Below are 22,394 nucleotides of genomic sequence, written 5' to 3' on the forward strand. Positions count from 1 at the left end.
ATGAAGGCGATCAGCTACGTCATCTTGCAACACCGCGATGAGGTTTTGCTGCAGCTGCGCCAAGGAACCGGCTACATGGACGGGTACTGGAGCACTGCGGCCGCCGGGCACGTTGAGCCCGGCGAAGCTGCCCAGGCCGCCGCCGTGCGTGAAGCCGGCGAAGAGCTGGGAATCCATATCGATCCGGCACAGCTTCAGCCGTTGTGCACGGTGCATCGTAACCAGCAAGCTGGCAGCTACGTGGATTTCTTCTTCCGCACCAGCCAGTGGGATGGTGTACCGCGACTTATGGAGCCGGAGCGAGCCGCGCAGCTGCGTTGGTTTCCGCTGGATGCCCTTCCGGATAACCTCGTTGAACAGGAAGATCTGGTACTTTCCAGGCTGGATTCCGACCTGCCGCCGATCCTTTCCATGGGATTCGGCACGGAAACGCCCCAGCCCCAACGTCTGGACTAGTCGCACACAATGCCCGCAACATCCTGCCGGAAACCGGTAGCAATGTTGCGGGCATTGTCGTAGGGTGTGGCCATGAATGGATTCAAGCTGCGTCTGCTTGGAGCAGGCATATTGCTGCTGGTCCTGATAGGGCTGCTCAGCGGTTGGTCGGAACTCTTTGCTTCCGGCGCATGGGTCGCGACCGTTCTCCAACTCGGCCTGATATTCCTCGGCCTTGCCCTGATCTACCGCGGGGAAAACGCCGAGCTGCCCGGGCCCGGCTAGCAACAGGTCTTAGCATAACCCCAATCGGGCTTTGAGCCAGGCTATGCAGGCCGTTGCCTGCTTGGCGTGATAGCCGCGCAGGGTGGGCAGCCCCGGAACTTCTGGCCTGCGCGCGGCATCAACATAATAGGCAGCCAAACCAGCCAGCGCTCCAGTCAAAGCATCGGAGCTCGTGGAGGCGAAAATCCGGTGGGACGATGCAATGGCGTCCGCATCCAGTGCCGGATCGAAAATCCTGGCCTCAACCAGCACCGTCAACGCGTCATACCACGCGGCACCACGCGAAGCCCACGGCCAGTCGACCAGAAGCACGCCCCCATCTTCGCCCAGCAAGATGTTGTCCGAGCGCAGATCGGTGTGCACCAGCTGGTCTCCGGCCAGTGCCCCAATTCCTTCGATGGCCAGTTTATGGAGTGCTTCCAGGTTTTGCGCCAACCAAGGGTCTGCAGGAATCCATTCGTCAGCCATGATCCGAGCAAAACCGCTGGCGTCCTCGCGCAGATCTACTTCGAGGGCAGGAAGCAAGCTGGTGATTCCAGCTGGCGGCTGATCCGCCAGCTGCGCGAGCGTGTCCAGCACCCGGATAAGCTCGTCGGCACCCCAGGGAAGCTGCGGGTTAACCCCTGGCGCTTGGTCGAAAATCAACGCCTCCCAGTCATCCCAGCGAATCCGTCCCAGGAATTTCGGAACCGGCATCGATGCCGGGAGCATCGCTGCGATCTCCGCCTCTCGCGCATGCAGGGCAGCGCCCGGGCCATTCAGCCCGTGGCTGACAGCTTTGGCGAACACCTTCTGCCCTGCGGCGGTAAGCAGCCGGTCGGCGCTGCCCGCAGAGAACCCGCCGTATTGGCTATGCGCCGTGATGACTTGCGATCCCAGGTGCGATTCAATCAGTTCGCGCAGTTCGGCAGGAAGATCTGGCCAGCTGATGCGCTGGGTGTAGTGGATCACCATGGTTTGGATCATGCCATGGCCTTAGGCCATCTCCCAAAAATGTTCTGGCGTGCCTGCGGGCAGCTAGGCGACGATTAACGCGATGCCCACATAGGTGGTCAGTCCCGTGGCCAGCAGCCATTCGGTGGTGGAGCCGGTTTCGCCCAGAATCGGCAGCGCCACCCGGCCGTTGGACTTCCAGCAGCCGCCGATGACCGGCATCCGGCGGAACCAGCGCGGGGAGCCGATCTTGATCGGCCACAGCAGATTGCAGCCTCCGATGGTCAGCATGTCGCCCAGCACGTGCACGATCACACCGACCGAAACGGCCATGAGGAACCAGAGGTTCTGCTCGGGCGCATTCATCCCCACGAAGGTGCCGGCGGCCAGGGCGATAATCCAGCACAAGAGCGGCGGCATGAACTTCATGGTCTTCACCGCGAAGGAGATCAGCAGGATCGCGAACAGCGCCGCCGCCGGATAAACCGTCCCCAGGGCCGCGGTTTGCACATCCCAGCCGTTGGCCAGCCAGGCCAGGAAGATGAAGAAGGCGATGCCGATCAGCGAATGGGTGCCATTGCGGTGCCCGCCGGAAGCCGAACCGATGATCCGGGTGAAGATGCTGGAAATTGGCGGCAGTGAACGGGCGATCGTGGCCGAATGGTGATCGGCATCGGGCAGCAGGGCGGCACCTGCGCACACGATCGCTCCGGCCAGGGTTTCCCAGCGGTCCATTTGGAAGGTGCCCAGCCCCAGGTTCACCGATCCCACGGTGACCGGAGTCGTTATTGCCAACCATGCGGCTGCGCCGCTCACCGCGTGGTGTCCACCCATCATGCATTCAACCTTAGGTCTGGTCACCGACGTTTTAGCGGTGCGACGGAGGTAAGCTGGAACACATGAGTATTGTGCGTGAAGCTGTTGTGGGCGACTGCCCGCAGATCTTGGAGATGATCCAGGAATTGGCCGACTACGAGAAGGAACCAGATGCGGTGCACAACACCGTAGCTGATCTGCAAGAGCATCTCTTCGGCCCCAATCCCCAGGTTTTCGCCCACGTGGCCGAGGATGAATCCGGCGAGCTGAAGGGCATGGCCCTGTGGTTCCTGACCTACTCCACCTGGGAAGGCCGGCACGGCATCCACCTCGAAGACCTCTACGTGCGCGAAGCGCGACGCGGTTCGGGCACCGGAACCGCGTTGCTGCGCACCCTGGCGCAGATCTGCGTCCAGCGCGGCTACAAGCGCCTGGAATGGTCGGTGCTGGATTGGAATGAACCGGCGATCAAGTTCTACGACGCGATCGGCGCTGGTTCCATGAACGGCTGGACCACACGCCGCCTGGACGGCGAAGCACTGCACGCACTTGGCACCCGAGGAGCAAACTAATGCGACATTACCGCGGTATGGACGTCACCGACCATCGCATCGAGGTCCCGCTGGACCATGCAGACCCGCAGGGCGAGAAGATCTCGATCTTCGCCCGCGAGATCAGCACCGACGCATCTAAGCCCTGGTTGCTGTTCCTGCAGGGCGGGCCAGGCGGCAAGTCCCCGCGCCCCGGTTCCCTCTCCGGGTGGCTGGCCGAGGCCACCAAGCACTTCCGCGTACTGCTGCTGGACCAGCGCGGCACCGGGCTGTCCACCCCGGCCAACCGCAAGACCCTTCCGTTGCGCGGGGACTCGGCGGCCCAGGCACGCTACCTCACGCATTTCCGGGCCGATTCGATCGTGCGCGATGCCGAGGCGCTGCGCGAGCACCTGGGCATCGAGCAATGGAGCACCCTGGGCCAAAGCTACGGCGGGTTCTGCACCCTGACCTATCTCTCGCTCTTCCCGCAGTCGCTCACCCGCTGTCTGGTCACCGGCGGGCTGGCCTCGCTGGATGCCGATGCGAAGACCGTCTACCGTGCCACCTACCAGCGCATGGCCGAACGCAACCGCGAGTACTTCTCCTGGTATCCCGAGGACTATGAGACGCTGCACAGGATCTACGAGCATGTGCGCGCCAAGGACGATGAGCGCCTGCCCAACGGCCAGCGCGTCACCGTCCCGCTGGTGCAGATGCTGGGCATGTACCTGGGCGGCAACACCCGGGTGCACCTGCTGCATCACATCTTCGAGGAGGCCTTCAGTGATACCCCGGGCGGCGAACGCCTCTCGGACGCCTTCCTCGAAGCGCTGAACGCGCAGTCCTCGTTCGCATCGAACCCGCTCTATGCGCTGATGCACGAAACCATCTACGCGCAAGGCGAGGCGACCAACTTCGCCGCGGAACAGGTCTTGCCGGAGTTCCCGGATTTCACATACCACGCGGCGACCCCGTTGCTGACCGGCGAGATGATCTACGGCTGGCATTTCTCCGAGGATCCGGCCTTGCGCCCCTTGGAGGATGTGGCCCGCATCCTGGCCGAGCACGAGGGCTTCGGCCCGTTGTACGACCTGGACGTGCTGGCGAAGAACAAGGTGCCGGTGGCCGCGGCGGTTTACCACGACGATGTCTATGTGGACCGCGAGCTTTCGCTGCGCACAGCCTCGCAGGTGGCAGGATTGCAGGTGTGGGTGACCGAGGACTACCACCATGACGGCATCGGCGATGACGGCCCGGCGATCTTCCGCCGCCTGCTGGCCATGGCCAATGGAGAGGAACCCCAGGCCGCGTCCAACGACGACTAGAAAGGGAGCCGATCCGTCAGCTGAGATGGCAAACAGGCAACGCGCTTGAATCCCGCCGAGGATTCAAGCGCGTTGCCGATTAAGCCTGCTGTGCGTGGGTGTCCAGCTGCGCGGCGACCTGGTCATTGAGCCGTTGCAGCAGCGGCACCGCCTGCGCCATAACCTGCCGTTCCCCGGCGCTGAAGGAATCGATGCCGCCTGCCAGCGAAGCAATCGCGCGCTGCCGGTAGGCTTCGATCGCTTCCTTGCCCTCGCCAGTCAGGCTGACCAAGCTGGCTCGGCCGTCCTTCGGGTCCGGCTGGCGCTGCACCAACCCGTCATTCTCCATGCGGATGACCAGGCCGGTCATGGTCGGCTGCGCAACACGCTGCTCAACAGCAAGGTCTCCCACGCGCTGCGGACCCAAGCGGTCCAAGGTGGAAAGCACCCGCCACGCGGTGACCGATCGGCCCTGCCCTGCCGCGCGTCCAAGCAGCCGCGACATGGTGCCCGAGGCGAGTGCCACGCCGGTGGCAATATCGCTGGCTTCTGTTGATGGATCGCTCATGGGAATCACCTTAGCAGAACTGCATAGTGACACTATCCGGGTACGAAAAACCCGCCGGGACCAGTTGGAATCAACTGGTCCCGGCGGGCTGTTAATTGCGCTACCCGGCGTTAGTCTTGCTTCGCGTACTCCGCGGCGTCTGCCATCGCGGCGGCTTCGGCGTTAGCAGCGGCACGCTTGCCCCACGGGCTCCACAGCGAGAGCACGGTGGCGATGACGATCGCGCCGAGGATCACCAGCAGCGAGAGGCCTACGGAGATGTCCAGCCACGCATAGTGAAGCGGTTCGCCGCCGTTGATGAACGGCACCTGGTTCTCGTGCAGGGCGTGGAAGACCAGCTTCACGCCAATGAAGGCCAGGATGAAGCTCAGTGCGTGCTTCAGGAAGACCAGGCGGTTCATCAGCCCGCCGAGCAGGAAGTACAGCTGGCGCAGGCCCATCAGCGCGAAGATGTTCGCGGTGAAGACGATGAACGCGGACTTGGTCAGGCCGAAGATCGCCGGAATCGAGTCGAAGGCGAACAGCAGGTCGGTCATGCCGATGGTGACGAAGACCAGCACCATTGGGGTGAACAGCTTCTTGCCGTCGACCACGGTGCGCAGCTTGGCGCCATCGAAATCCTTGGAGATCGGCAGCTTGCTGGTCAGCTTGCTGACCAGGCCGCTTTCCTCGTCCTCGTCTTCGTCCTTGAGCTGGTTCCATGCGGTCCACAGCAGGAAGGCGCCGAAGATGTAGAAGACCCAGGACCACTGCTCGATGATTGCGGCACCGAGCACGATGAAGATCGCGCGCAGGATCAGCGCGATGATGATGCCGAACATCAGCACTTCCTGCTGGTACTTACGCGGTACCGAGAAGCGGGCCATGATGATGATGAAGACGAACAGGTTATCCACCGACAACGCGTATTCGGTGATCCAGCCGGCGTAGAATTCCTGGCCGAGCTGCGGGCCGGCCTGCCACCAGATCAAGCCGCCGAAGGCGATGGCCAATGCGATGTAGAAGCTGACGAAGATGCCAGCTTCCTTCATGGAAGGAATGTGCGGACGCTTCGTTACGTACAGTAAGTCAGCGGCCAAGACCACGCACAGGACTACCAGTGCGATGATCTCGAATTGAAGGCTAATTCCAGAAGTGCCCACGGACGAGCGACCTTTCGTTGGAGGGTATGTCAAAATCGCCGCAAGTCTCTCCGCCGCCTGCACGGTGCCCGAAATCTCGTGGCACCCGTGGTGCTGGTCGGCTGCTGCGCCCGGCGGAACACCACTGGTCCGCGTGTTGACGTTCACAGCATTGGGATACTCCCCTACGTCCAGTGATCAAGTGTAGCGCACAGGAACCGCACAGGGTCAGTGGAAGTGGCCATACTGCGCCGAACAGCACACTTCTTACGCGTGGCCGGCGGCCTGCATCTGGCGCAATTCCTTCTTCAGCTCGGACACTTCGTCGCGAATGCGGGCAGCGAGCTCGAACTGCAATTCGGCGGCCGCCGCATGCATCTGCTCGGTCATTTCCTCGATCTGGCCCAGCAGGTCCTCGGCCGGAGCCGCGGCCAGGCCGTCCTTGCGCACCGCCGGGGAGGCCTTGCTGCGCTTGGCATTCTTCGCCAAGCGGTTGTTGTTCAGCAGCTCCTGGGTGTCGGCATCCTCGCGCGCCAGCTGGTCGGTGATGTCGGCGATCTTCTTGCGCAGCGGCATCGGATCGATCCCGTGCTCCTTGTTGTGCGCTTCCTGGATGGCCCTTCGGCGATTGGTCTCCTCGATCGCCTGGTCCATCGCCTCGGTGATCTTGTCCGCATACATGATCACCTGGCCGGAGACGTTGCGGGCGGCACGGCCGATGGTCTGGATCAGCGATGTCGCCGAGCGCAGAAAGCCCTGCTTGTCCGCATCCAGGATCGCCACGAGCGAGACCTCGGGCAAGTCCAGGCCCTCGCGCAGCAGGTTGATGCCGACCAACACGTCGAAGGAGCCCATGCGCAGCTCGCGCAGCAGCTCCACGCGGCGGATGGTGTCCACATCCGAGTGCAGGTACTGCACCCGCACCTGGTGCTCGGTCAGGTAGTCGGTCAGATCCTCGGCCATGCGCTTGGTCAGCGTGGTGACCAGCACGCGCTCGTCGCGGTCCACGCGGGTGCGGATCTCGTCGAGCAGGTCGTCGATCTGCCCCTTGGTCGGCTTGACGATGATCTCCGGGTCGACCAGGCCGGTCGGGCGGATGATCTGCTCGACGAAGCCGTCGGACTTGCCCAGCTCGTACTTGCCCGGGGTGGCCGAGAGGTACACCGTCTGCCCGATGCGCTCAAGGAACTCGTCCCACTTCAGCGGCCGGTTGTCCATCGCCGAGGGCAGGCGGAAGCCGTGCTCCACCAGGGTGCGCTTGCGCGACATGTCGCCCTCGTACATGGCGCCGATCTGCGGCACGGTCACATGCGACTCGTCGATGACCATCAGGAAGTCATCCGGGAAGTAGTCCAGCAGGCAGTGCGGTGCGGAACCTGCCTCTCGGCCGTCAATATGCCGCGAGTAGTTCTCGATGCCGTTGCAGAATCCCATCTGCTCCATCATTTCCAGGTCATAGGTGGTGCGCATGCGCAGCCGCTGGGCCTCGACCAGCTTGTTCTGCGACTCCAGCTCCTTCAGCCGCACCGCCAGCTCGTCCTCGATGGACTTGATGGCCTTGCCCATCCGCTCGGCGCCGGCCACATAGTGGCTGGCCGGGAAGATGTACATCTCGGTTTCCTCGCGGATCACCTCGCCGGTGACCGGGTGCAGCGTGTAGATGGCCTCAACCTCGTCGCCGAAGAACTCGATGCGCACCGCCTGCTCCTCGTACATCGGGATGATCTCCACGGTGTCGCCGCGCACCCGGAAGGTGCCGCGGTGGAAGTCCATGTCGTTGCGGGTGTACTGCATGGCGACGAACTGGCGCAGCATCGCGTCGCGGTCCAGTTCCTCGCCCTGGCGCACGGTGACCATTCCGGCCACGTATTCCTCGGGGGTGCCCAGGCCATAGATGCAGGAGACGGTGGCGACGACGATCGTGTCGCGGCGGGTGAGCAGCGAGTTGGTGGCCGAGTGGCGCAGCCGTTCGACCTCCTCGTTGATCGAGGAGTCCTTCTCGATGAAGGTATCGGTTTGCGGGACGTAGGCCTCGGGCTGGTAGTAGTCGTAGTAGGAGACGAAGTACTCCACCGCATTGTTCGGCAGCAGCTCGCGGAATTCGTTGGCCAACTGGGCGGCCAGGGTCTTGTTCTGCACCAGCACCAGGGTGGGGCGCTGCACCTGCTCGACCAGCCAGGCGGTGGTCGCGGACTTGCCGGTGCCGGTGGCGCCGAGCAGCACGATGTCCTTCTCGCCGGCGTTGATCCGCTCGGTCAGCTCCTTGATGGCCTGCGGCTGATCGCCGGCAGGCTCGTACTCGCTGATGACTTCGAAGGGGGCGACCACGCGCTTGATCGGCTGTGCAAGACTCATGCTTCCAGCATATCCACTTGCACCGGCCGATGGCCGCTCGCCCGAGCCAGCTTTCAGCTTAATGCCCGGGTGCTACTTGCGCATCCCGTAACGGATCGCATTGCGCTTGACGGTGCGCTGGATGCTGCTGCCGAAGAAGCCGACGGTCATGACGGTCGCGGCGGCCAGGCCGATCAGGCCCAGCCAGCCGGAAATGTAGACCACCGGCGAATACGGCCCGGATTCGCTGGCGACGAATTCTTCGCGGCCGCCGAATCCCAGCCACAGCACCAGTGCGGCGGCAAAGGCGAGCAGGGTGGTCCACTTGCAGATCTTGTACATTGCTACTCCTGTGCTGGGGCCAATTGGCGGTAGAGGGAGGCGACTTGGGCTTCGAGTTCTTCCAGGCTGCCGGAATTATCCAGCAGGTAGTCGGCCACGGCCGCCCGCTGCTCGTCCGTGGCCTGAGCGGCCATCCGCGCTTCGGCGTCCTCGCGGCTCCAGCCGCGATCCTGGACCATGCGGCGGATGCGTTCATCATGCGGAGCTTGGACGACGATCACGGCGTCGAAGAGGTCCGCCTGCCCGGACTCGACCAGTAGCGGGATGTCCTCCACCACCAGCGCACCGGGTGCCGCGACCTCGCGCAGGGCCGCTGCCTGCTCGCGCACCAGCGGGTGCACGATCTCGTTGAGCTTGGCCCGCTGCGCCGCATCGGAGAACACGATCGCACCCAGTGCGGGCCGGTCCAGCGACCCGTCGGGCAGCAAAATCCCCTCGCCGAAGGTGTCCTTGATCGCAGCCAGCCCGGACGTGCCGGGTTCCACGACCTGCCGTGCCAACGCGTCGGCGTCGATGACGACGGCTCCCAGTGAGGCCAGTTTGGCCGCGACCGCCGATTTTCCGGAGGCCACTCCCCCGGTCAGTCCCACATGCATCATGTTCCCACCCTATAAACTAAGGGGGATGAACACCAACGACTCGGCCGCGACCCGGTACACGACTTTGACCAGCGATTGCGTGCACGAGCTGGAAATCAAGCGTTCGCGCTTCATCACCTACCTCTACCGGGTCGAGACCGAGGCGGCCGCCCGCGAGCATATTGCCGCCCTGCGCAAGATCCACTTCAATGCCCGCCACCACTGCAGCGCGTTCATCCTGGGCCCCGATCGCATGGCCCAGCGCTCCAACGACGACGGCGAGCCCTCGGGCACCGCCGGGCTCCCGATGCTCGATGCCCTGGCCAAGCGCGAAATCCCCGACGGCAGCGCGCTTTCGGATGTGCTGGCCGTGGTGGTCCGCTACTTCGGCGGGATCAAGCTCGGCGCCGGCGGGCTGGTCCGCGCCTACTCCGAGGCGGTGTCCTCCGCACTGGACCAGGCGCAGCTGCACCTGCGCCAGCGCATGCGGATCCACACCTTCGCCGCCACCCACGCCGACGCGGCCCGCTACGAGAACGATCTGCGCGCCGCCGGCTACCAAATCGAGCCGACCATCTGGCAGGCCGATGCCGCGATCGTGCAGGTCGGAATCCCGGACACCCCGGAAGCCGCCGACCAGCTGCGCACCCATATCGCCACGCTCACCTCCGGCGCCGGGGAACTGGCCGCCGCCAACACGCAATGGGTTGACCTGATTTGAACACCGCCGCTGATTCCCACGACGCCGACGAGGGCGCCAGCGCGCTGCAGGCCCTGCTTCCCGCGCTGCGCCGCTGGCCCGATGTCGAAGCGCCGAACCTCTTCGCAGCCGACGCCTCGGACCGGCTCATCCTTGACACCTGCGCCGCCGCGTCCGGAACCGGCTCCTGGCCGGCATCCATCGCGGTGATCGGCGACCACTACGGCGCGCTGGCACTGGGCTCACTGGCGCTGGGCAGCACGAGCGTGCGCGTGCACACCGATTCGCTCACCGCCCGCCGCGCCATCGAGGCCAACCTGGCCCGGCTGATGCCCGAAGCGGCCGAACGCCTCGACTTCTTCCCGCTTCAGCAGATCGCCGCGCAGGCCAGCGTCGTCCTGCTGGCCCTGCCCCGCGGATTGGACGTGCTTGGCGAACAGGCCGCCGCGGTGGCCGCCGTGGCCGCCCCCGGTGCACGGCTGTTCGCCGGCGGCCGGATCAAGCACATGAGCCGTTCCATGAACGAGGTGCTCGCGGCGCATTTCGAGCGCGTCGACGTCTCGCTGGCCAGGCAGAAGTCCCGGGTGCTCACCGCCAGCAGCCCGCGCGCCGAGCAGCCCTCCAGCAGCTTTCCGGCCACCGCCACCCACCAGGTACGCGGCACCAGCTTCACTCTGCATGCCGGTGCCGGGACCTTCGGGAACGCGCGGCTGGACCCGGGTACCCGGCTGCTGTTGGAAAACCTGCCGGACCTGTCCGAACACAGCAGGCTCGTCGATTTGGCCTGCGGCAACGGCTCGATCGGCATCTTCGCCGCACTGCGCAATCCGCAGCTGCGCGTGGACGCCTCGGACCATTCGGCTTCCGCCGTCGCCTCCACGCTGGCCGCCGCGCAGCGCAACCAGCTGGCCGGCCGCATCACCGCCGTGCAGGATGATGCCCTGAGCCGCCTGCCCGACGCCAGCGCCACACTCATCACGCTGAATCCGCCCTTCCACATCGGCAACACCGTCACCGCCGACATCGCGTTCAAGCTGATCGACGATGCCGCCCGCGTGCTCGCCCCCGGCGGCACCCTGCTGTGCGTGTTCAACTCCCACCTGCGCTACCGCAGCGAACTGGTGCGCCGGGTCGGCCCCACCAGGCAGCTGGCCCGCGACAAGACCTTCACCGTCACCGCATCCACCCGCGCGCACTAGCTTTTCCACAGCCCGCGTCCCGCCCCGGCACGCCGCGCGCGACCAGCCGCATGCTGGGTCCATGAGCGGAACAATCAGCCAAGCCCTCGCCGGGCTGGCACAAGCAATCGAGGCCACGCCGGCCCTCAACGTGGACGACGCACTGGCCTTGGCCGCGTTCCTCCCCCGCCTGCAGCAGACTCTGCTCCCGGACACTTCGTCCACCCAGCCCTCCGATGTTCCGTCCGCCGGCTCCGTGCCGCACTACCTGCACGACCCGCGCTATGCCCTAGCCTTGGTCACCGCCGCCGAGGCAACAACCCACCAGGGACAGCGCCTGCAGATCTACGCGGCCCACCTCATCGAGGACACCGCCGCCCACACCCTCATCCCGGAAGAGCTGGCCGCGGCCCGCGAGAACCGGAGCGATTTCAGCATTCCCGCAACGCGCACCGGGGCACGGCCCGGCTCCCCCGGGCCCGCGACGCTGTTGGCCTCCTGGCTGCGTACCGAGCCTTTCGAGGCGAAACGCCGCGTCCATGCCGCCCACCACATCTACGCGCAATACGACTACCAGCACCATAGGCACCCTGCACAGTTCCCGCTGCTGGCCGAGCGCTTCAATGACCCGCACCAGCCGCCAGCCGAAGTGCTCAGCGCGGCCCGGCGCCTGGCCGCGCTGGAACCCACGCTGGACGAATTCGCCGCACCGGCCACTGCCTCGGCGCTCAGCGAAGACGGCGAGTTGCTAGAATCCGTCGTCGATGAGCACTTGGATGAGCCTGATCCGGGCACCCGCCGCCGCTTGGTCGGCAACGTCCTCAAGGCCCAGAAGGAACGACTCGGCAAGAAGCGGCCCGAAGCGCTGGAAGGGGTGTTCCGGCGAGGTGAACGCGACGGGCTGGTCCATTACGATCTCGCCCTGCGCCCCACCCGTGCGGAACTCTTCGAGTCGGGCATCTCGCAAATCGACAATCCACGCTCTGCACCGGGCCAGGCCGCGCGCGAAGCTTTCACCGATCCGCTGCAAGACGATCCAGGGCAAGACACTGGCGACGGCACTTTCTACCAGCAAGGCAGTGGAGCCCATCCGGACTTCGTCACCGATGAAGAAGCCGCGGCCAGCGAAGAACCTGGCCCTGGGCCACTTTCTCCCGCGGCACGCCGTCTCAACGGCCTGATGAATTTGCTGGAGATCAATTCGAAGCGCTTGCAGGAGCTGCTCCACGCAGTGCAGAACGGAAAATCCGGACAGGGCACCGAAGATCTTGCTGACGGCTCCATCAAGGTCCCCGCCATCACGCCGAAAATCGTGGTAATGCTGACCTTGGATGAGCTGGAGGGCCGGGCACGAACCCACGGCATCACCCAGCATGGATTCAAGCTCAACGCTACCGACCTGCGCCAGACCCTCGCCAGGGCACGCATCATCCCGATGGTGCTCGGCGGCAAGGGCGAACTGCTGGATATCGGCCGCAGCCAACGCAAGCATCCGGGATACATGCGGCTGGGTATCGCCGTGCGCGATCGCGGCTGCATTGTGCCCGGGTGCACCATGGACCCCGAGCGCTGCAACATCCACCACATCTGGTTCTGGTCCGAGGGCGGTGTCACCGCGGTCTATTGGAGCGCGATGCTCTGCGACACGCATCATCATGACGTGCATGCCGGACTGATCAAGGTCATTCCCGATGGCGGGGTGCCCAAGGTCATCCTGCCCAGCTTCATCGATCCTGCCCAGCAACCGGTACGCAACAACTACCACATGGCAGCGGCCGCCTAGCTCGCGGTCCTACGGCATCCATACCAGGTTAGATCAAGAATGGGCGCCCACCGTGCACGCGCACTGCATGGGCGTTGATACCTATGGGATGCAGGTCGATCCGGTCGATCTCGGCCCGCTTGTTATTGTCGAAGTCATCGCCAAGAACTGAGTCGCCATTCGGCGTCTTAACCGCCAGGCGTCGTTTGCTGCGGTTCAGCGGTTCGCGTGCGGATTCCGGAGAGTAGTAGGCGCTCGCCTGTTTCCCTCCCCCATAGAGCCAGGATGCCCGCACGGCAATCGGGCGCGAGCCCCATCCGCTTAATCCCGCGATGACCAAACGCTGGCCGGTTCCTTCAAGCAGTTTCCCATTCAGGTTCTCCCCGTAGACCCAGGGCTGGGCCGCAATGCCCAGGAACTCCTCGTGGGAGAGCTGATTGACCGCATGCACCCCGTGCTCGGGGCAAACCTCGGAACAGAAAATGAATCGCGGATCTTCGAATTCCTTCTTGGATCCGTTCTTGTCGTCGTTCCGGCACAGGCAGTTCGCGGTTTCATCCGTGTCGATGAGGATCGCGTTTCCGCAGGCGCGTAAAGAGGTTGGGCCGATCCGGTGATCCGCTGGCACTTCGAGTGCGAAAAGGCCCATTGCTTGCAGGTGCATCCAGCGCAATACGCTGATCAGCAAGCTGATGCCCAACAGAATCACCGCGGCCAACACGTCAAGCCGGTATCCTTCATCCAAATCATGCAACGAATGCACTTCTGTGCTGATCAGTTCCCAGCCCAGCCGGAGAATCGGATAAGCCAGGGCGCCCAACGCCAGTTTCCAGACCGTGGGCGACATTTGCTTGGTGATTCCGAAATCGCGTTCCTGACCCGCGGCCAGTTCGATGCCGCCTGTTGCTTCACGTTTCCAGGATTTCAGCTGGCGTCTGAGCCGGGCATCGAGGATGCCTACGGTCAGGGAGAGCAGAAGGAAATAGGCCATCGACAGCATCAGCATCCGTTGCAGATCCCCGGCAGGGGCCAGCAGCAAATAAACTCCTGCTGCTACACCCAATCCCATCCACGGTGCTTGCCGGCCGCCGCCGAAGATCATGGCGAGGACGGTAGCGATCATCGAAAAGGACGCGATATGCCAGAAACTCTGGTCGAGGTACGGCGAATGCAGAAGATCTTGACGGACGAGGATCACTAAAGCAACCAGTGGAAGCCAGGTGGCTGCCGCCACCCAGAAATTGGGAATGGTGCGTGGAACGGACGCCCATTCTTCGTGGCTGACCTGGCACATCGGGATCTGACGCCCGGCAACGGTACCTGCCGCGTAGCCTGCCTGCGAATTCCTTGCCGTTGCCATGTGCTTATACCTGTCGTTTGCGAATCTACTTGATCGGTACACTTTTAGTCTAGCGTCAGCAGGTATTAATTTCAGTGCTCCTCGGGAGCTATTTCTGGCCGGCCACCGTCAGCATAAATAATTACGAAGAAGACTGGCCGCAGCGATAAACCGGACATATTCACGGGTTAACGAACGAAGGTCCAACCCTTGCAGGGTTGGACCTTCGTAGATCAGCTAAAGCTAATCACGATTTTCGCACGTGGCAGAAGCCGGAATTAGTTGCCGGTCAGCTTCTCGCGCAGTGCAGCCAGTGCTTCGTCCGAAGCCAAGGTGCCTGCATCGGTGGCTGGTGCCTCCGAGGAGTACGAAGCTGGAGCTGGCTCGGAACCACCGGCAGCAGCAGGCTCTGCTTCTGCATCGGCGGCGATTGCGGCAGCAACCTGCTTCTTGTGTGCTTCCCAACGCTCCTGGGCAGCAGCGTACTGTGCTTCCCATGCAGCGCGCTGAGCGTCGAAGCCCTCGAGCCATTCGTTCGACTCTGGGTCGAAGCCCTCTGGGTACTTGTAGTTGCCGGCCTCGTCGTACTCTGCAGCCATGCCGTAGAGTGCTGGGTCGAACTCGGTGCCCTCTGGGTCAACACCTTCGTTAGCCTGCTTGAGCGACAGCGAGATGCGGCGGCGCTCCAGGTCGATGTCGATGACCTTGACGAACAGCTCGTCACCCACGGAGACAACCTGCTCGGCCAGTTCAACGTGGCGAACTGCCAGCTCGGAGATGTGAACCAGGCCTTCGATGCCGTCTTCGACGCGTACGAACGCACCGAATGGAACCAGCTTGGTAACCTTGCCCGGTACAACCTGACCCAGTGCGTGGGTGCGGGCGAAGGTCTGCCATGGATCTTCCTGGGTAGCCTTCAGCGACAGGGAAACGCGTTCGCGGTCCAGATCGACTTCCAGAACCTCGACGGTGACTTCCTGGCCAACCTCGACAACCTCGGATGGGTGGTCGATGTGCTTCCAGGACAGCTCGGAAACGTGTACCAGGCCGTCTACGCCGCCCAGGTCCACGAAGGCACCGAAGTTGACGATGGAGGAAACAACGCCCGGACGAACCTGGCCCTTTTCCAGCTTGTTGAGGAAGGTCGAGCGGACCTCGGACTGGGTCTGCTCGAGCCATGCACGGCGGGAGAGCACAACGTTGTTGCGGTTCTTGTCCAGCTCGATGATCTTGGCTTCGATTTCCTGGCCGATGTATGGAGCCAGGTCGCGCACACGGCGCATCTCGACGAGCGATGCTGGCAGGAAGCCACGCAGGCCGATGTCCAGGATGAGGCCACCCTTGACAACCTCGATGACGGTACCGGTAACGACACCGTCCTCTTCCTTGATCTTTTCGATGTCGCCCCAAGCGCGCTCGTACTGCGCACGCTTCTTGGACAGGATCAGGCGGCCTTCCTTGTCTTCCTTGGTCAGGACCAAGGCTTCGACGCTGTCGCCAACGGTGACAACTTCACCTGGGTCGACGTCGTGCTTGATGGAAAGCTCGCGGGAAGGGATGACACCTTCGGTCTTGTAACCGATGTCGAGCAGAACTTCGTCGTGGTCAACCTTGACGACGGTGCCTTCGACGAGGTCACCATCGTTGAAGTACTTGATGGTGGCGTCGACTGCGGCCAAGAAGTCCTCAGCAGATCCAATGTCGTTGATTGCGACGACTGGTGCGCTGTTGTTCTCGTTCGAGGTGATGGTCATGTAGTAGGGACTCCGATGTGGATAGATTTGATCAGTCGAAACCCCGGAAGTCCCGGAATTTCGAAGGGGGTAAAACTTGATTGCGGACACGGCAAAGCCATGGCACGCTGTTCAAGTCTACGCGCCTACCACACCGCGGGTCAAAGTGTAACCCGCTAACATCCACGCCAGCATTTTGTGAACTTCGTCATAATATCCGGTTTTCGCCCCCATCCCGCTAGAAACCGTGTGGTGTGAATCCCTCGCGCGCCACGCTGAACGCGCGCCGCCAGTTCCCTGCGCCTGCCCCGCCGACCAGTTCTGCACGGCCGGAATCCAGCAATTGATCAAGCTGCACTGTCCCGAGATAAAGGCCAGCCACCTCCCTTTCAGACAGCGCGACCAGCGGCAGGTCGGGATCGGACTGTCCTTCGTCGACTCGGGTCACCGTGGCGCGGGCATCGGCCACGTCGAAGAGGTAGGTCCCGGAAATCAAATCCATCCGGTCGTTCACGCGCAACAGCAACCGGGCATCATGCTGGTAACTGCGAACCTGGAAAGCGGCAGCAACATCCAGCACGCGCAGCCATAGCGAATCGTCGATGGAACGCACATGGTAGTCCCGCACGTTATCCAGCACCTGGCGCATCGGATCGGCCACCGGACCTTGGCCATGCACTTCCTCCACCAGATCATGGTTGCCCAGATATTCGAAGAGCTTGATCCGGGCGGCATCGCTGGTGGCGACCAGCTTGTGCACCACGAGCTTCGCCCTCGGTTCGTCCCAGCCGCCGAACTTGTAGGTGGCGAACCCGCCGAGCTGGCCGGCATCGTCGTAGTAGGCGGCAAAGCGCAGGTTCTTCGGCTTGTCCAAGGTCTCCCAGTTGTCCCAGCGACCCAGGGCGTAGCCATTGTCGTACTCGGTGCTGTCCACGGAGCCGAAGGTCCGCTCGAACGCGCGGACGGCCAGCGCGGAGTAGTCAGCTTCGAGGCGGGCAGGATCGGCGTCCACCACCTTGCCCGGCAGCTGGACTCGAAGCTTCAACCCGCCGGCGCATTTGAGCGTGAAACGGCATTGGAAGGTGGCCGGTTCGAAACCGTACCGCCCATAGATCGTCGCTTCCGATGCGGTCAACGCGGACAGCGGGAATCCTTCCTGCTGGGCATAGGCCAGATCGGCAGTAATCTGCCTGCCCAGCACGCCGCGCCGCCGATAGCTCGGGGCCACGGTGACCGAAGTGATCTTGTGCGCCGGTACCGGTTCGCCGCCTCCGGCATTGAGCAGCCCGGGAAATGCCCCGTAGGTGTGCACCGGTTCGGTTGCATGGCGCGAGTGCGGTTCGGCGTGCGGGTCGAACACGAGGCAGAAGCGCATTTTCTGCGCGTAGGTCAGGTCCAGGTAGTTCTTCCAGTTGGGCTCGTCCGGCAGTTGCTCGTAGAAGCCGATCCCGGTGGCCCGATGGAACAGCTTGATCGCTTCGTCGAGTTCCCCGCTTCGCGCATCGGCCTGGAAGGTCCGGGTTTCCAGCTGCGGCTGGGGCTCTGGTCTCATCGTGCTCCTTGGCGTGGAAGTCGGCTGGTCACAGTCTAGGCCCCTGGTGGCCTGTTGCGAGGGGAAGGCCTCACCAGGCATCGGAGAGCTTGGCGAATCGCAGGCCAGAATCCAGCGCCTGGACCAGCCCAGGTGCCAGGCCCTTCGCCGTGCCCGAAGCTGGCTGGTTGAAGTGCCCGATGCCGACATCCCCAGCGCGCAGCTGGCTAACCTGCGCGGCGACGGTCGTCGCGTCGAAGCTCGCCCCGGCGTCCAGGTTGACTGTGAAGTTCATCGGCAGCACGCCCAGTTCGCGGCACAGCGCCGCGCCGGCTTCGTCCATGTGGGCGGTGCCGGAGCGGAAGAATTTCGCGGTAATGCCGAACTGCTCGGCCAGATACAGCTGGTTGCCCATCACCTCGTCGTAGGCCTGGGCGATCGATCCAGTACCCATGATGCCGTAGGCGCTCTGGCCGCCTGTGGCCAGCGGGGCATGGCTGGTACCGTGGTTGGCGATCTCGAACAGCTGATCGTTGGCCAGTTCGGCCAGCAGCCGCGCATTGGCTCGAGCCCAGCGCTGGTTCACGAACAGGGTTGCCGGCACCTGCACTTCGCGCAAGGCATCCAGCAGGGTTTCGTCCGCGCCGGAGCCGTTTGGTCCCCCGCAGGCATCGAAGGTCAACGCCGCGTACTCGCTGCCCTTAGGCAAGCCCAGCTCGATGCCCGGGATATCCAGCCCGAACTGCCCGGCCGGAACCTCCTTGAACTTTTCGATCACCTGGCTCCGGCTCGGGTATGCCGCAGAAAAGGCGGACGCTGGCTGGGACGAAGCCGTGGCAGAAGGCGGTGGGGTTGCCGAGGCTGCCGGCGCCGTGGACCGCTGTTCGGGGGCAACTGCGCTGCAACCGGAGATCAGCCCGGCGGCCAACGCGCCGAGCCCCAGGCTGCCGGTTTTCAGCGCCCAACGCCGCGAGTACTGTTCCACGTCCGCCTCTTTCATCAAGCCTTTGGGTCATGCCAAAGAGCAGGAGCACGACGCGGTGCCCCTGCCCTGCTGGTTGCAGTGCGCTAGTGCGCGGCGTCGTGCCAGGTCCGGCCGATGCCCGGCTGGACATCCAGCGGCACCAGCAGGTCTGCTGCCTGTCCCATTTCGCGGGTCACCAGCTCCTGCACCGGTTCCAGCTCGCCCTCGGCGATCTCCAGGATGAGTTCGTCATGCACCTGCAATAGCATCCGGGACTTGTACCCGCCGTCTTCCAGGCCTTCGGCGATGCGCAGCATGGCCACCTTGACCAGGTCGGCGGCCGATCCCTGGATCGGGGCGTTCAGCGCAGCACGTTCGGCAATATCGCGCAGCCGTCGATCGGAGCTGTTCAGCTCCGGCAGGTAGCGCCGGCGGCCGAAGATGGTTTCGGTGTAGCCGTCCTTGCGGGCCTGGTCGACCACCGAGCGCAGGTAGGTGCGCACGGCGCCAAAGCGGTCGAAGTAGTCCTTCATGAGCTTGCGGGCCTCGTCCACGCCGATCTTCAACTGCTTGGAGAGCCCGAAGCTGCTCAGCCCGTAGGCCAGGCCGTAGCTCATCGCCTTCACCTTGGAGCGCATCTCGCTGGTGACGTCTTCCGGCTCGACGTTGAACACGCGCGAACCGACGTAGCGGTGCAGGTCTTCGCCGTTCTGGTAGGCCTCGATCAGCCCGGCGTCCTCGGAGAGGTGGGCCATGATGCGCATTTCGATCTGCGAGTAGTCCACGGTCAGCAGGCTCTGGTAGCCCCCGCCGACCATGAATACGTCGCGGATGCGCCGGCCTTCTTCCGAACGCACGGGAATGTTCTGCAGGTTCGGGTTCAGGCTGGACAGGCGCCCGGTCGCGGCCACGGTCTGCGCATAGGTGGTGTGGATCCGGCCATCGTCGTGGGTGGCCTTGAGCAAGCCGTCGACGGTCTGGCGCAGCTTGATCGCATCGCGGTAGGCCATCAGCGCAACCAGGAACGGGTGCCCGGTCTTGACCAGCAGATCCTGCAGCGACTCGGCATCCGTGGTGAAACCGGTCTTGATTTTCTTGGTGCGCGGCAAATCCAGTTCCTCGAACAAGACCACCTGCAGCTGCTTCGGGCTGGAGAGGTTGACCTCGTGGCCGATCGCGGCAAACGCGTCATTGGTCGCCTGGTCCACCTGTTCGGTGAAGTGGGCGCGCAGCTCGTTGAGCCTGTCCACGTCCACCGCGACGCCGGCGCGTTCCATCTCGAAGAGCACCGGAATCAGCGGCAGCTCCATCTCGGCGGCCAGCTTGTCCGCGTGCTTCTCCGCCAGCTTGGAAGCCAGGTAGGCGGAGAGGTCGTGGATGGCCTGCGCCTGGGCCAGGGCCGGTTCGGCCAGCTCGGAGGCCAGCCCCAGATCCAGTTCGCCCTTCTTAGCCTGGTGCACCGGCACCGCGTACTTCAGGTGGTACTGCACCACGTCGACCAGGTCGTGGCTGCGGCGATCGGGCTGGATCAGGTAGGCGCTGATCAGGGTGTCGTCCCTGATGCCGGCGATCTCCAGCCCGCGCTCGATGAGCAGGTGCATGGCGGCCTTGGCGTCGTGGAAGAGCTTCGGGGCGTTCTCATCGGCGAGGAACTGCGCCAGCACGGCCTCGGTGTCCTGATCGAGGTGTGCCAGTTCCAGCCAGAGGGCTTCGGCGCCGCGGAACAGGGCCAGGCCCACGGCTTCGCCGCCAGCCACGGCGGGCTGGATCGCGATGGCCGCGCCCCTCCCGGCCTCGATGAATCCCCGCAGCGCAGCGGCATCGGCGTCGAGCACCCGGGAGAATTCGGCAACTTCCGGTGCCGCTTCCTCTTCCTGGGCTGCGAACAGCTCGAACAGGCGCTTGCGCAGGGTGTTGAATTCCAGCGCATCGAACAGGTTCTCGATCTCTTCGCGGTTCGGGGCTTCGAGTTCCATCTCATCGAGCGTGACCGGCAGTTCCAGGTCGTGCTTGAGCTGGTTCAACCGGCGGTTGCGGGTCACGTTGTCCACGTGCTCGCGCAAGGCGTCGCCGACCTTGCCCTTGATGTTATCGATGTTCTCCAGGATCCCGGCCAGATCCCCGTAGAGGTTGATCCATTTCGCGGCGGTCTTCGGACCCACGCCCGGCACGCCGGGCAGGTTGTCGGCGGTTTCGCCCACCAGCGCGGCCAAATCCGAGTAGCGCTCAGGGCGCACGAAGTACTTGGCTTCCACCGCGGCGGCATCCATCGGCGGGATATCGCTGATGCCCTTTTTCGGATACAGCACCAGGGTCTTGTCGGTGATCAGCTGGAAGGCGTCACGGTCCCCGGAAACCACCAGCACGTTGAACCCGGCTTCTTCGCCCTGGGTGGCCAGCGTGGCCAGGATGTCGTCGGCCTCGAAGCTTTCCAGGGTGATCGAAGGGATGTTCATCGCCTTCATGACCTCTTTGATCAGGTCAATCTGCCCGTAGAACTCTTCGGGGGTCTTATTGCGTCCACCCTTGTACTCGGTGTACTCCAGCGAGCGGAAGGTCGGGGTGTCCAAGTCGAAGGCCACCGCAACGTGGCTGGGCTTTTGCTGGCGGATCATCGTCAGCAGCATCGACACGAACCCGTGCACTGCATTGGTGTGCTGGCCGGTGCTTGTTGCGAAGTTCTCTGCAGGCAGCGCATAGAACGCGCGGAAGGCCATGGAGTGTCCGTCGATGATCAGCAGTCTCTTGTCCGACGAAGCAGTCGGTTTGGTTGTTTCGCTCACACCTGAAAGCCTAGTTGCCATGAGCGACAATTTCACTTCTCAAACCACGCAATCTTCGGCACATCCGTTTGCCGCGCAGCTATCGCGCCATGGCATCCCCGAAACCATATGGCCCCGCCTGCGGCAAAATGGCGTGGGCGAGCTGGTGGAGAAATTGGACATCGTCTTCACCGAGTTCGAAAGCCAGCGCGTGGCGGCCACGATGCCGGTGGCGGGCAATACCCAGGTCTATGGGATCCTGCATGGCGGGGCGTCCGCAGCGCTGGCCGAAACCCTCGGTTCGATGGCTGCCGCGCTGCATGGCGCCGGCCGCGCCAACCCGGTCGGCGTGGATTTGAACATCACCCACCACAAGGCCGGCCGGTCCGGGGTTGTCACCGGGGTATGCACCCCGGTGCATCTGGGCCGCAGCAGCACCTGCCATGAAATCGTGATCAGCGATGAGCAGGGCCAGCGGGTAGCCACCGCCCGCATCACCAACATGCTGCTGCCCGTCGAATAGCAATCCGCGCAAGCGGCGCTCCGGGCAAGCCCTGCCCTTCTGGAGCGCCGCCGCGTTTTCGGCCGGGCTCCGGCGCCGCCTAGCCGATCGCGTAGCGCGAAAGGAGAATATCTGTACCCAGGTCGGTAACCTCCAGGGAGGAGAGCTGCGTGCTGATCGCGCGGCCGAACAGATTCGCCCCGCCGCCGAGCACCTCCGGAACGGTGACCAGCAGCAGCTCATCGAGCGCATCGGCCTCGACGAAGGCACCGGCCAGGTCGGCCCCGCCTACCACCCACACGTCGCCGGCCCCTGCGCTCTGCGCGATGTCCCTGCTCCAGAAGCCCACCTCGCCGCGGATGAAGGTCAGATCCGCCCCGGGCAGTGTCGGCAGTTCATGGTGGGTGAAGACCCATACCGGCTTGTCGCCGAACACCCATGGGACAGATCCCTCTGAGGCGTCGCGGACGATGTTCTCGTAGGTCTTGCCGCCAATCACTACGGCGCCGACGGTCTCGAAGAACTCGTCGAAATGGTTTTTCACTCCCGGCTGCGAGGCATAGGGCGTGAACCATTGCACGCTGCCGTTGCGATCGGCGATAAAACCATCGATGGAGGCACCCACGTAGTACTTGAAGCTAGTCATGGCTCCAGTCTAGGGGTGCCTCCATCGA

The 22,394-nt window shown here is 63.8% G+C and carries 21 protein-coding genes; 8 read left to right on the forward strand and 13 right to left on the reverse strand.

All coding sequences use genetic code 11. The annotated features are described in order from the left end of the window. Positions 1 to 456 (forward strand): NUDIX domain-containing protein, encoded by a 456-nt coding sequence (locus ACLQ8T_RS09770; protein ID WP_413454536.1) that lies wholly within the window; start codon positions 1 to 3, stop codon positions 454 to 456. A 72-nt stretch (positions 457 to 528) separates the two neighbouring features. Beyond that, positions 529 to 720, forward strand: coding sequence for a hypothetical protein (locus ACLQ8T_RS09775; protein ID WP_413454537.1), 192 nt, complete (start codon positions 529 to 531; stop codon positions 718 to 720). 9 nt (positions 721 to 729) lie between these two features. Here the strand turns inward: ACLQ8T_RS09775 and ACLQ8T_RS09780 are convergent, their stop codons facing one another. After that, positions 730 to 1,686, reverse strand: a complete 957-nt coding sequence (locus ACLQ8T_RS09780; RefSeq protein WP_413454538.1) for a phosphotransferase — start codon at positions 1,684 to 1,686, stop codon at positions 730 to 732. A gap of 51 nt (positions 1,687 to 1,737) precedes the next feature. Then, positions 1,738 to 2,490, reverse strand: coding sequence for a metal-dependent hydrolase (locus ACLQ8T_RS09785; RefSeq protein WP_413454539.1), 753 nt, complete (start codon positions 2,488 to 2,490; stop codon positions 1,738 to 1,740). Between the two features lie 62 nt (positions 2,491 to 2,552). Between ACLQ8T_RS09785 and ACLQ8T_RS09790 the strand changes: the two genes are divergently transcribed. After that, the gene (locus tag ACLQ8T_RS09790; RefSeq protein ID WP_413454540.1) at positions 2,553 to 3,041 is read left to right on the forward strand and encodes an N-acetyltransferase family protein; all 489 of its coding nucleotides are present in this window, start codon (positions 2,553 to 2,555) and stop codon (positions 3,039 to 3,041) included. Beyond that, entirely contained in the window at positions 3,041 to 4,327 is a 1,287-nt protein-coding gene (locus ACLQ8T_RS09795) for an alpha/beta fold hydrolase (protein WP_413454541.1), read from the forward strand. Before ACLQ8T_RS09790 ends, ACLQ8T_RS09795 begins: the two co-directional genes overlap by 1 nt. A gap of 79 nt (positions 4,328 to 4,406) precedes the next feature. Here ACLQ8T_RS09795 and ACLQ8T_RS09800 read toward each other — a convergent pair whose 3' ends face one another. The 5 genes from ACLQ8T_RS09800 to coaE all read right to left on the reverse strand — a co-directional run bounded on the left by ACLQ8T_RS09800 (position 4,407) and on the right by coaE (position 9,270). After that, positions 4,407 to 4,874, reverse strand: coding sequence for a MarR family winged helix-turn-helix transcriptional regulator (locus ACLQ8T_RS09800; RefSeq protein ID WP_204722357.1), 468 nt, complete (start codon positions 4,872 to 4,874; stop codon positions 4,407 to 4,409). Positions 4,875 to 4,984: 110 nt separating this feature from the next. Beyond that, positions 4,985 to 6,016, reverse strand: coding sequence for a TerC/Alx family metal homeostasis membrane protein (locus tag ACLQ8T_RS09805; RefSeq protein ID WP_338085780.1), 1,032 nt, complete (start codon positions 6,014 to 6,016; stop codon positions 4,985 to 4,987). 246 nt (positions 6,017 to 6,262) lie between these two features. Beyond that, a complete protein-coding gene (gene uvrB, locus ACLQ8T_RS09810; protein WP_413454542.1) occupies positions 6,263 to 8,350 on the reverse strand; it encodes an excinuclease ABC subunit UvrB in 2,088 nt (695 codons plus the stop codon). Between the two features lie 72 nt (positions 8,351 to 8,422). Then, positions 8,423 to 8,671, reverse strand: a complete 249-nt coding sequence (locus tag ACLQ8T_RS09815) for a hypothetical protein (RefSeq protein WP_066138801.1) — start codon at positions 8,669 to 8,671, stop codon at positions 8,423 to 8,425. 2 nt (positions 8,672 to 8,673) lie between these two features. Beyond that, a complete protein-coding gene (gene coaE / locus ACLQ8T_RS09820) occupies positions 8,674 to 9,270 on the reverse strand; it encodes a dephospho-CoA kinase (RefSeq protein ID WP_413454543.1) in 597 nt (198 codons plus the stop codon). Between the two features lie 25 nt (positions 9,271 to 9,295). On the opposite strand from coaE, the gene ACLQ8T_RS09825 reads away from it, so the two are divergent. The 3 genes from ACLQ8T_RS09825 (at position 9,296) to ACLQ8T_RS09835 (ending at position 12,910) form a co-directional block, all read left to right on the forward strand. Then, positions 9,296 to 9,970, forward strand: coding sequence for an IMPACT family protein (locus ACLQ8T_RS09825; protein WP_413454544.1), 675 nt, complete (start codon positions 9,296 to 9,298; stop codon positions 9,968 to 9,970). After that, positions 9,967 to 11,148, forward strand: coding sequence for a class I SAM-dependent methyltransferase (locus tag ACLQ8T_RS09830; protein WP_413454545.1), 1,182 nt, complete (start codon positions 9,967 to 9,969; stop codon positions 11,146 to 11,148). Before ACLQ8T_RS09825 ends, ACLQ8T_RS09830 begins: the two co-directional genes overlap by 4 nt. A 61-nt stretch (positions 11,149 to 11,209) precedes the next feature. Further along, positions 11,210 to 12,910 (forward strand): HNH endonuclease signature motif containing protein, encoded by a 1,701-nt coding sequence (locus tag ACLQ8T_RS09835; RefSeq protein ID WP_413454546.1) that lies wholly within the window; start codon positions 11,210 to 11,212, stop codon positions 12,908 to 12,910. A 28-nt stretch (positions 12,911 to 12,938) separates the two neighbouring features. Here the strand turns inward: ACLQ8T_RS09835 and ACLQ8T_RS09840 are convergent, their stop codons facing one another. From ACLQ8T_RS09840 to polA, 5 genes are all read right to left on the reverse strand, one after another. Then, complete coding sequence (locus ACLQ8T_RS09840; protein WP_413454547.1) at positions 12,939 to 14,249, reverse strand: hypothetical protein; 1,311 nt, start codon at positions 14,247 to 14,249, stop codon at positions 12,939 to 12,941. A 257-nt stretch (positions 14,250 to 14,506) separates the two neighbouring features. Continuing rightward, the gene (rpsA, locus tag ACLQ8T_RS09845) at positions 14,507 to 15,982 is read right to left on the reverse strand and encodes a 30S ribosomal protein S1 (RefSeq protein WP_038990737.1); all 1,476 of its coding nucleotides are present in this window, start codon (positions 15,980 to 15,982) and stop codon (positions 14,507 to 14,509) included. A 217-nt stretch (positions 15,983 to 16,199) separates the two neighbouring features. Continuing rightward, on the reverse strand, positions 16,200 to 17,513 hold the full coding sequence (locus tag ACLQ8T_RS09850) for a GNAT family N-acetyltransferase (protein ID WP_413454548.1): 1,314 nt from the start codon (positions 17,511 to 17,513) through the stop codon (positions 16,200 to 16,202). A gap of 70 nt (positions 17,514 to 17,583) precedes the next feature. Continuing rightward, complete coding sequence (locus tag ACLQ8T_RS09855; protein ID WP_413454549.1) at positions 17,584 to 18,492, reverse strand: polysaccharide deacetylase family protein; 909 nt, start codon at positions 18,490 to 18,492, stop codon at positions 17,584 to 17,586. Positions 18,493 to 18,560: 68 nt separating this feature from the next. Continuing rightward, positions 18,561 to 21,173 carry a DNA polymerase I gene (gene polA / locus ACLQ8T_RS09860; RefSeq protein ID WP_413456401.1) on the reverse strand — a complete coding sequence of 871 codons (2,613 nt, stop codon included), beginning with the start codon at positions 21,171 to 21,173 and terminating at the stop codon, positions 18,561 to 18,563. A gap of 85 nt (positions 21,174 to 21,258) precedes the next feature. On the opposite strand from polA, the gene ACLQ8T_RS09865 reads away from it, so the two are divergent. Beyond that, positions 21,259 to 21,741 carry a hotdog fold thioesterase gene (locus tag ACLQ8T_RS09865; protein ID WP_413454550.1) on the forward strand — a complete coding sequence of 161 codons (483 nt, stop codon included), beginning with the start codon at positions 21,259 to 21,261 and terminating at the stop codon, positions 21,739 to 21,741. A 79-nt stretch (positions 21,742 to 21,820) separates the two neighbouring features. On the opposite strand, the gene ACLQ8T_RS09870 is transcribed toward ACLQ8T_RS09865, so the two are convergent. Continuing rightward, positions 21,821 to 22,366 (reverse strand): dihydrofolate reductase family protein, encoded by a 546-nt coding sequence (locus ACLQ8T_RS09870; RefSeq protein ID WP_413454551.1) that lies wholly within the window; start codon positions 22,364 to 22,366, stop codon positions 21,821 to 21,823. Positions 22,367 to 22,394 lie beyond the last annotated feature (28 nt).

It is taken from the genome of Glutamicibacter sp. FR1 (assembly GCF_047300825.1).
GTDB lineage: Bacteria > Actinomycetota > Actinomycetes > Actinomycetales > Micrococcaceae > Glutamicibacter > Glutamicibacter nicotianae.

Coding starts and splice junctions, on each gene's coding strand:
- ACLQ8T_RS09770 (WP_413454536.1), top strand. CDS start 1: ATGAAGGCGATCAGCTACGTCATCTTGCAACACCGCGATGAGGTTTTG.
- ACLQ8T_RS09775 (WP_413454537.1), top strand. CDS start 529: ATGAATGGATTCAAGCTGCGTCTGCTTGGAGCAGGCATATTGCTGCTG.
- ACLQ8T_RS09780 (WP_413454538.1), bottom strand. CDS start 1,686: ATGATCCAAACCATGGTGATCCACTACACCCAGCGCATCAGCTGGCCA.
- ACLQ8T_RS09785 (WP_413454539.1), bottom strand. CDS start 2,490: ATGATGGGTGGACACCACGCGGTGAGCGGCGCAGCCGCATGGTTGGCA.
- ACLQ8T_RS09790 (WP_413454540.1), top strand. CDS start 2,553: ATGAGTATTGTGCGTGAAGCTGTTGTGGGCGACTGCCCGCAGATCTTG.
- ACLQ8T_RS09795 (WP_413454541.1), top strand. CDS start 3,041: ATGCGACATTACCGCGGTATGGACGTCACCGACCATCGCATCGAGGTC.
- ACLQ8T_RS09800 (WP_204722357.1), bottom strand. CDS start 4,874: ATGAGCGATCCATCAACAGAAGCCAGCGATATTGCCACCGGCGTGGCA.
- uvrB (WP_413454542.1), bottom strand. CDS start 8,350: ATGAGTCTTGCACAGCCGATCAAGCGCGTGGTCGCCCCCTTCGAAGTC.
- ACLQ8T_RS09815 (WP_066138801.1), bottom strand. CDS start 8,671: ATGTACAAGATCTGCAAGTGGACCACCCTGCTCGCCTTTGCCGCCGCA.
- coaE (WP_413454543.1), bottom strand. CDS start 9,270: ATGATGCATGTGGGACTGACCGGGGGAGTGGCCTCCGGAAAATCGGCG.
- ACLQ8T_RS09825 (WP_413454544.1), top strand. CDS start 9,296: ATGAACACCAACGACTCGGCCGCGACCCGGTACACGACTTTGACCAGC.
- ACLQ8T_RS09835 (WP_413454546.1), top strand. CDS start 11,210: ATGAGCGGAACAATCAGCCAAGCCCTCGCCGGGCTGGCACAAGCAATC.
- ACLQ8T_RS09840 (WP_413454547.1), bottom strand. CDS start 14,249: ATGGCAACGGCAAGGAATTCGCAGGCAGGCTACGCGGCAGGTACCGTT.
- rpsA (WP_038990737.1), bottom strand. CDS start 15,982: ATGACCATCACCTCGAACGAGAACAACAGCGCACCAGTCGTCGCAATC.
- ACLQ8T_RS09850 (WP_413454548.1), bottom strand. CDS start 17,513: ATGAGACCAGAGCCCCAGCCGCAGCTGGAAACCCGGACCTTCCAGGCC.
- ACLQ8T_RS09855 (WP_413454549.1), bottom strand. CDS start 18,492: ATGAAAGAGGCGGACGTGGAACAGTACTCGCGGCGTTGGGCGCTGAAA.
- polA (WP_413456401.1), bottom strand. CDS start 21,173: ATGGCCTTCCGCGCGTTCTATGCGCTGCCTGCAGAGAACTTCGCAACA.
- ACLQ8T_RS09865 (WP_413454550.1), top strand. CDS start 21,259: ATGAGCGACAATTTCACTTCTCAAACCACGCAATCTTCGGCACATCCG.
- ACLQ8T_RS09870 (WP_413454551.1), bottom strand. CDS start 22,366: ATGACTAGCTTCAAGTACTACGTGGGTGCCTCCATCGATGGTTTTATC.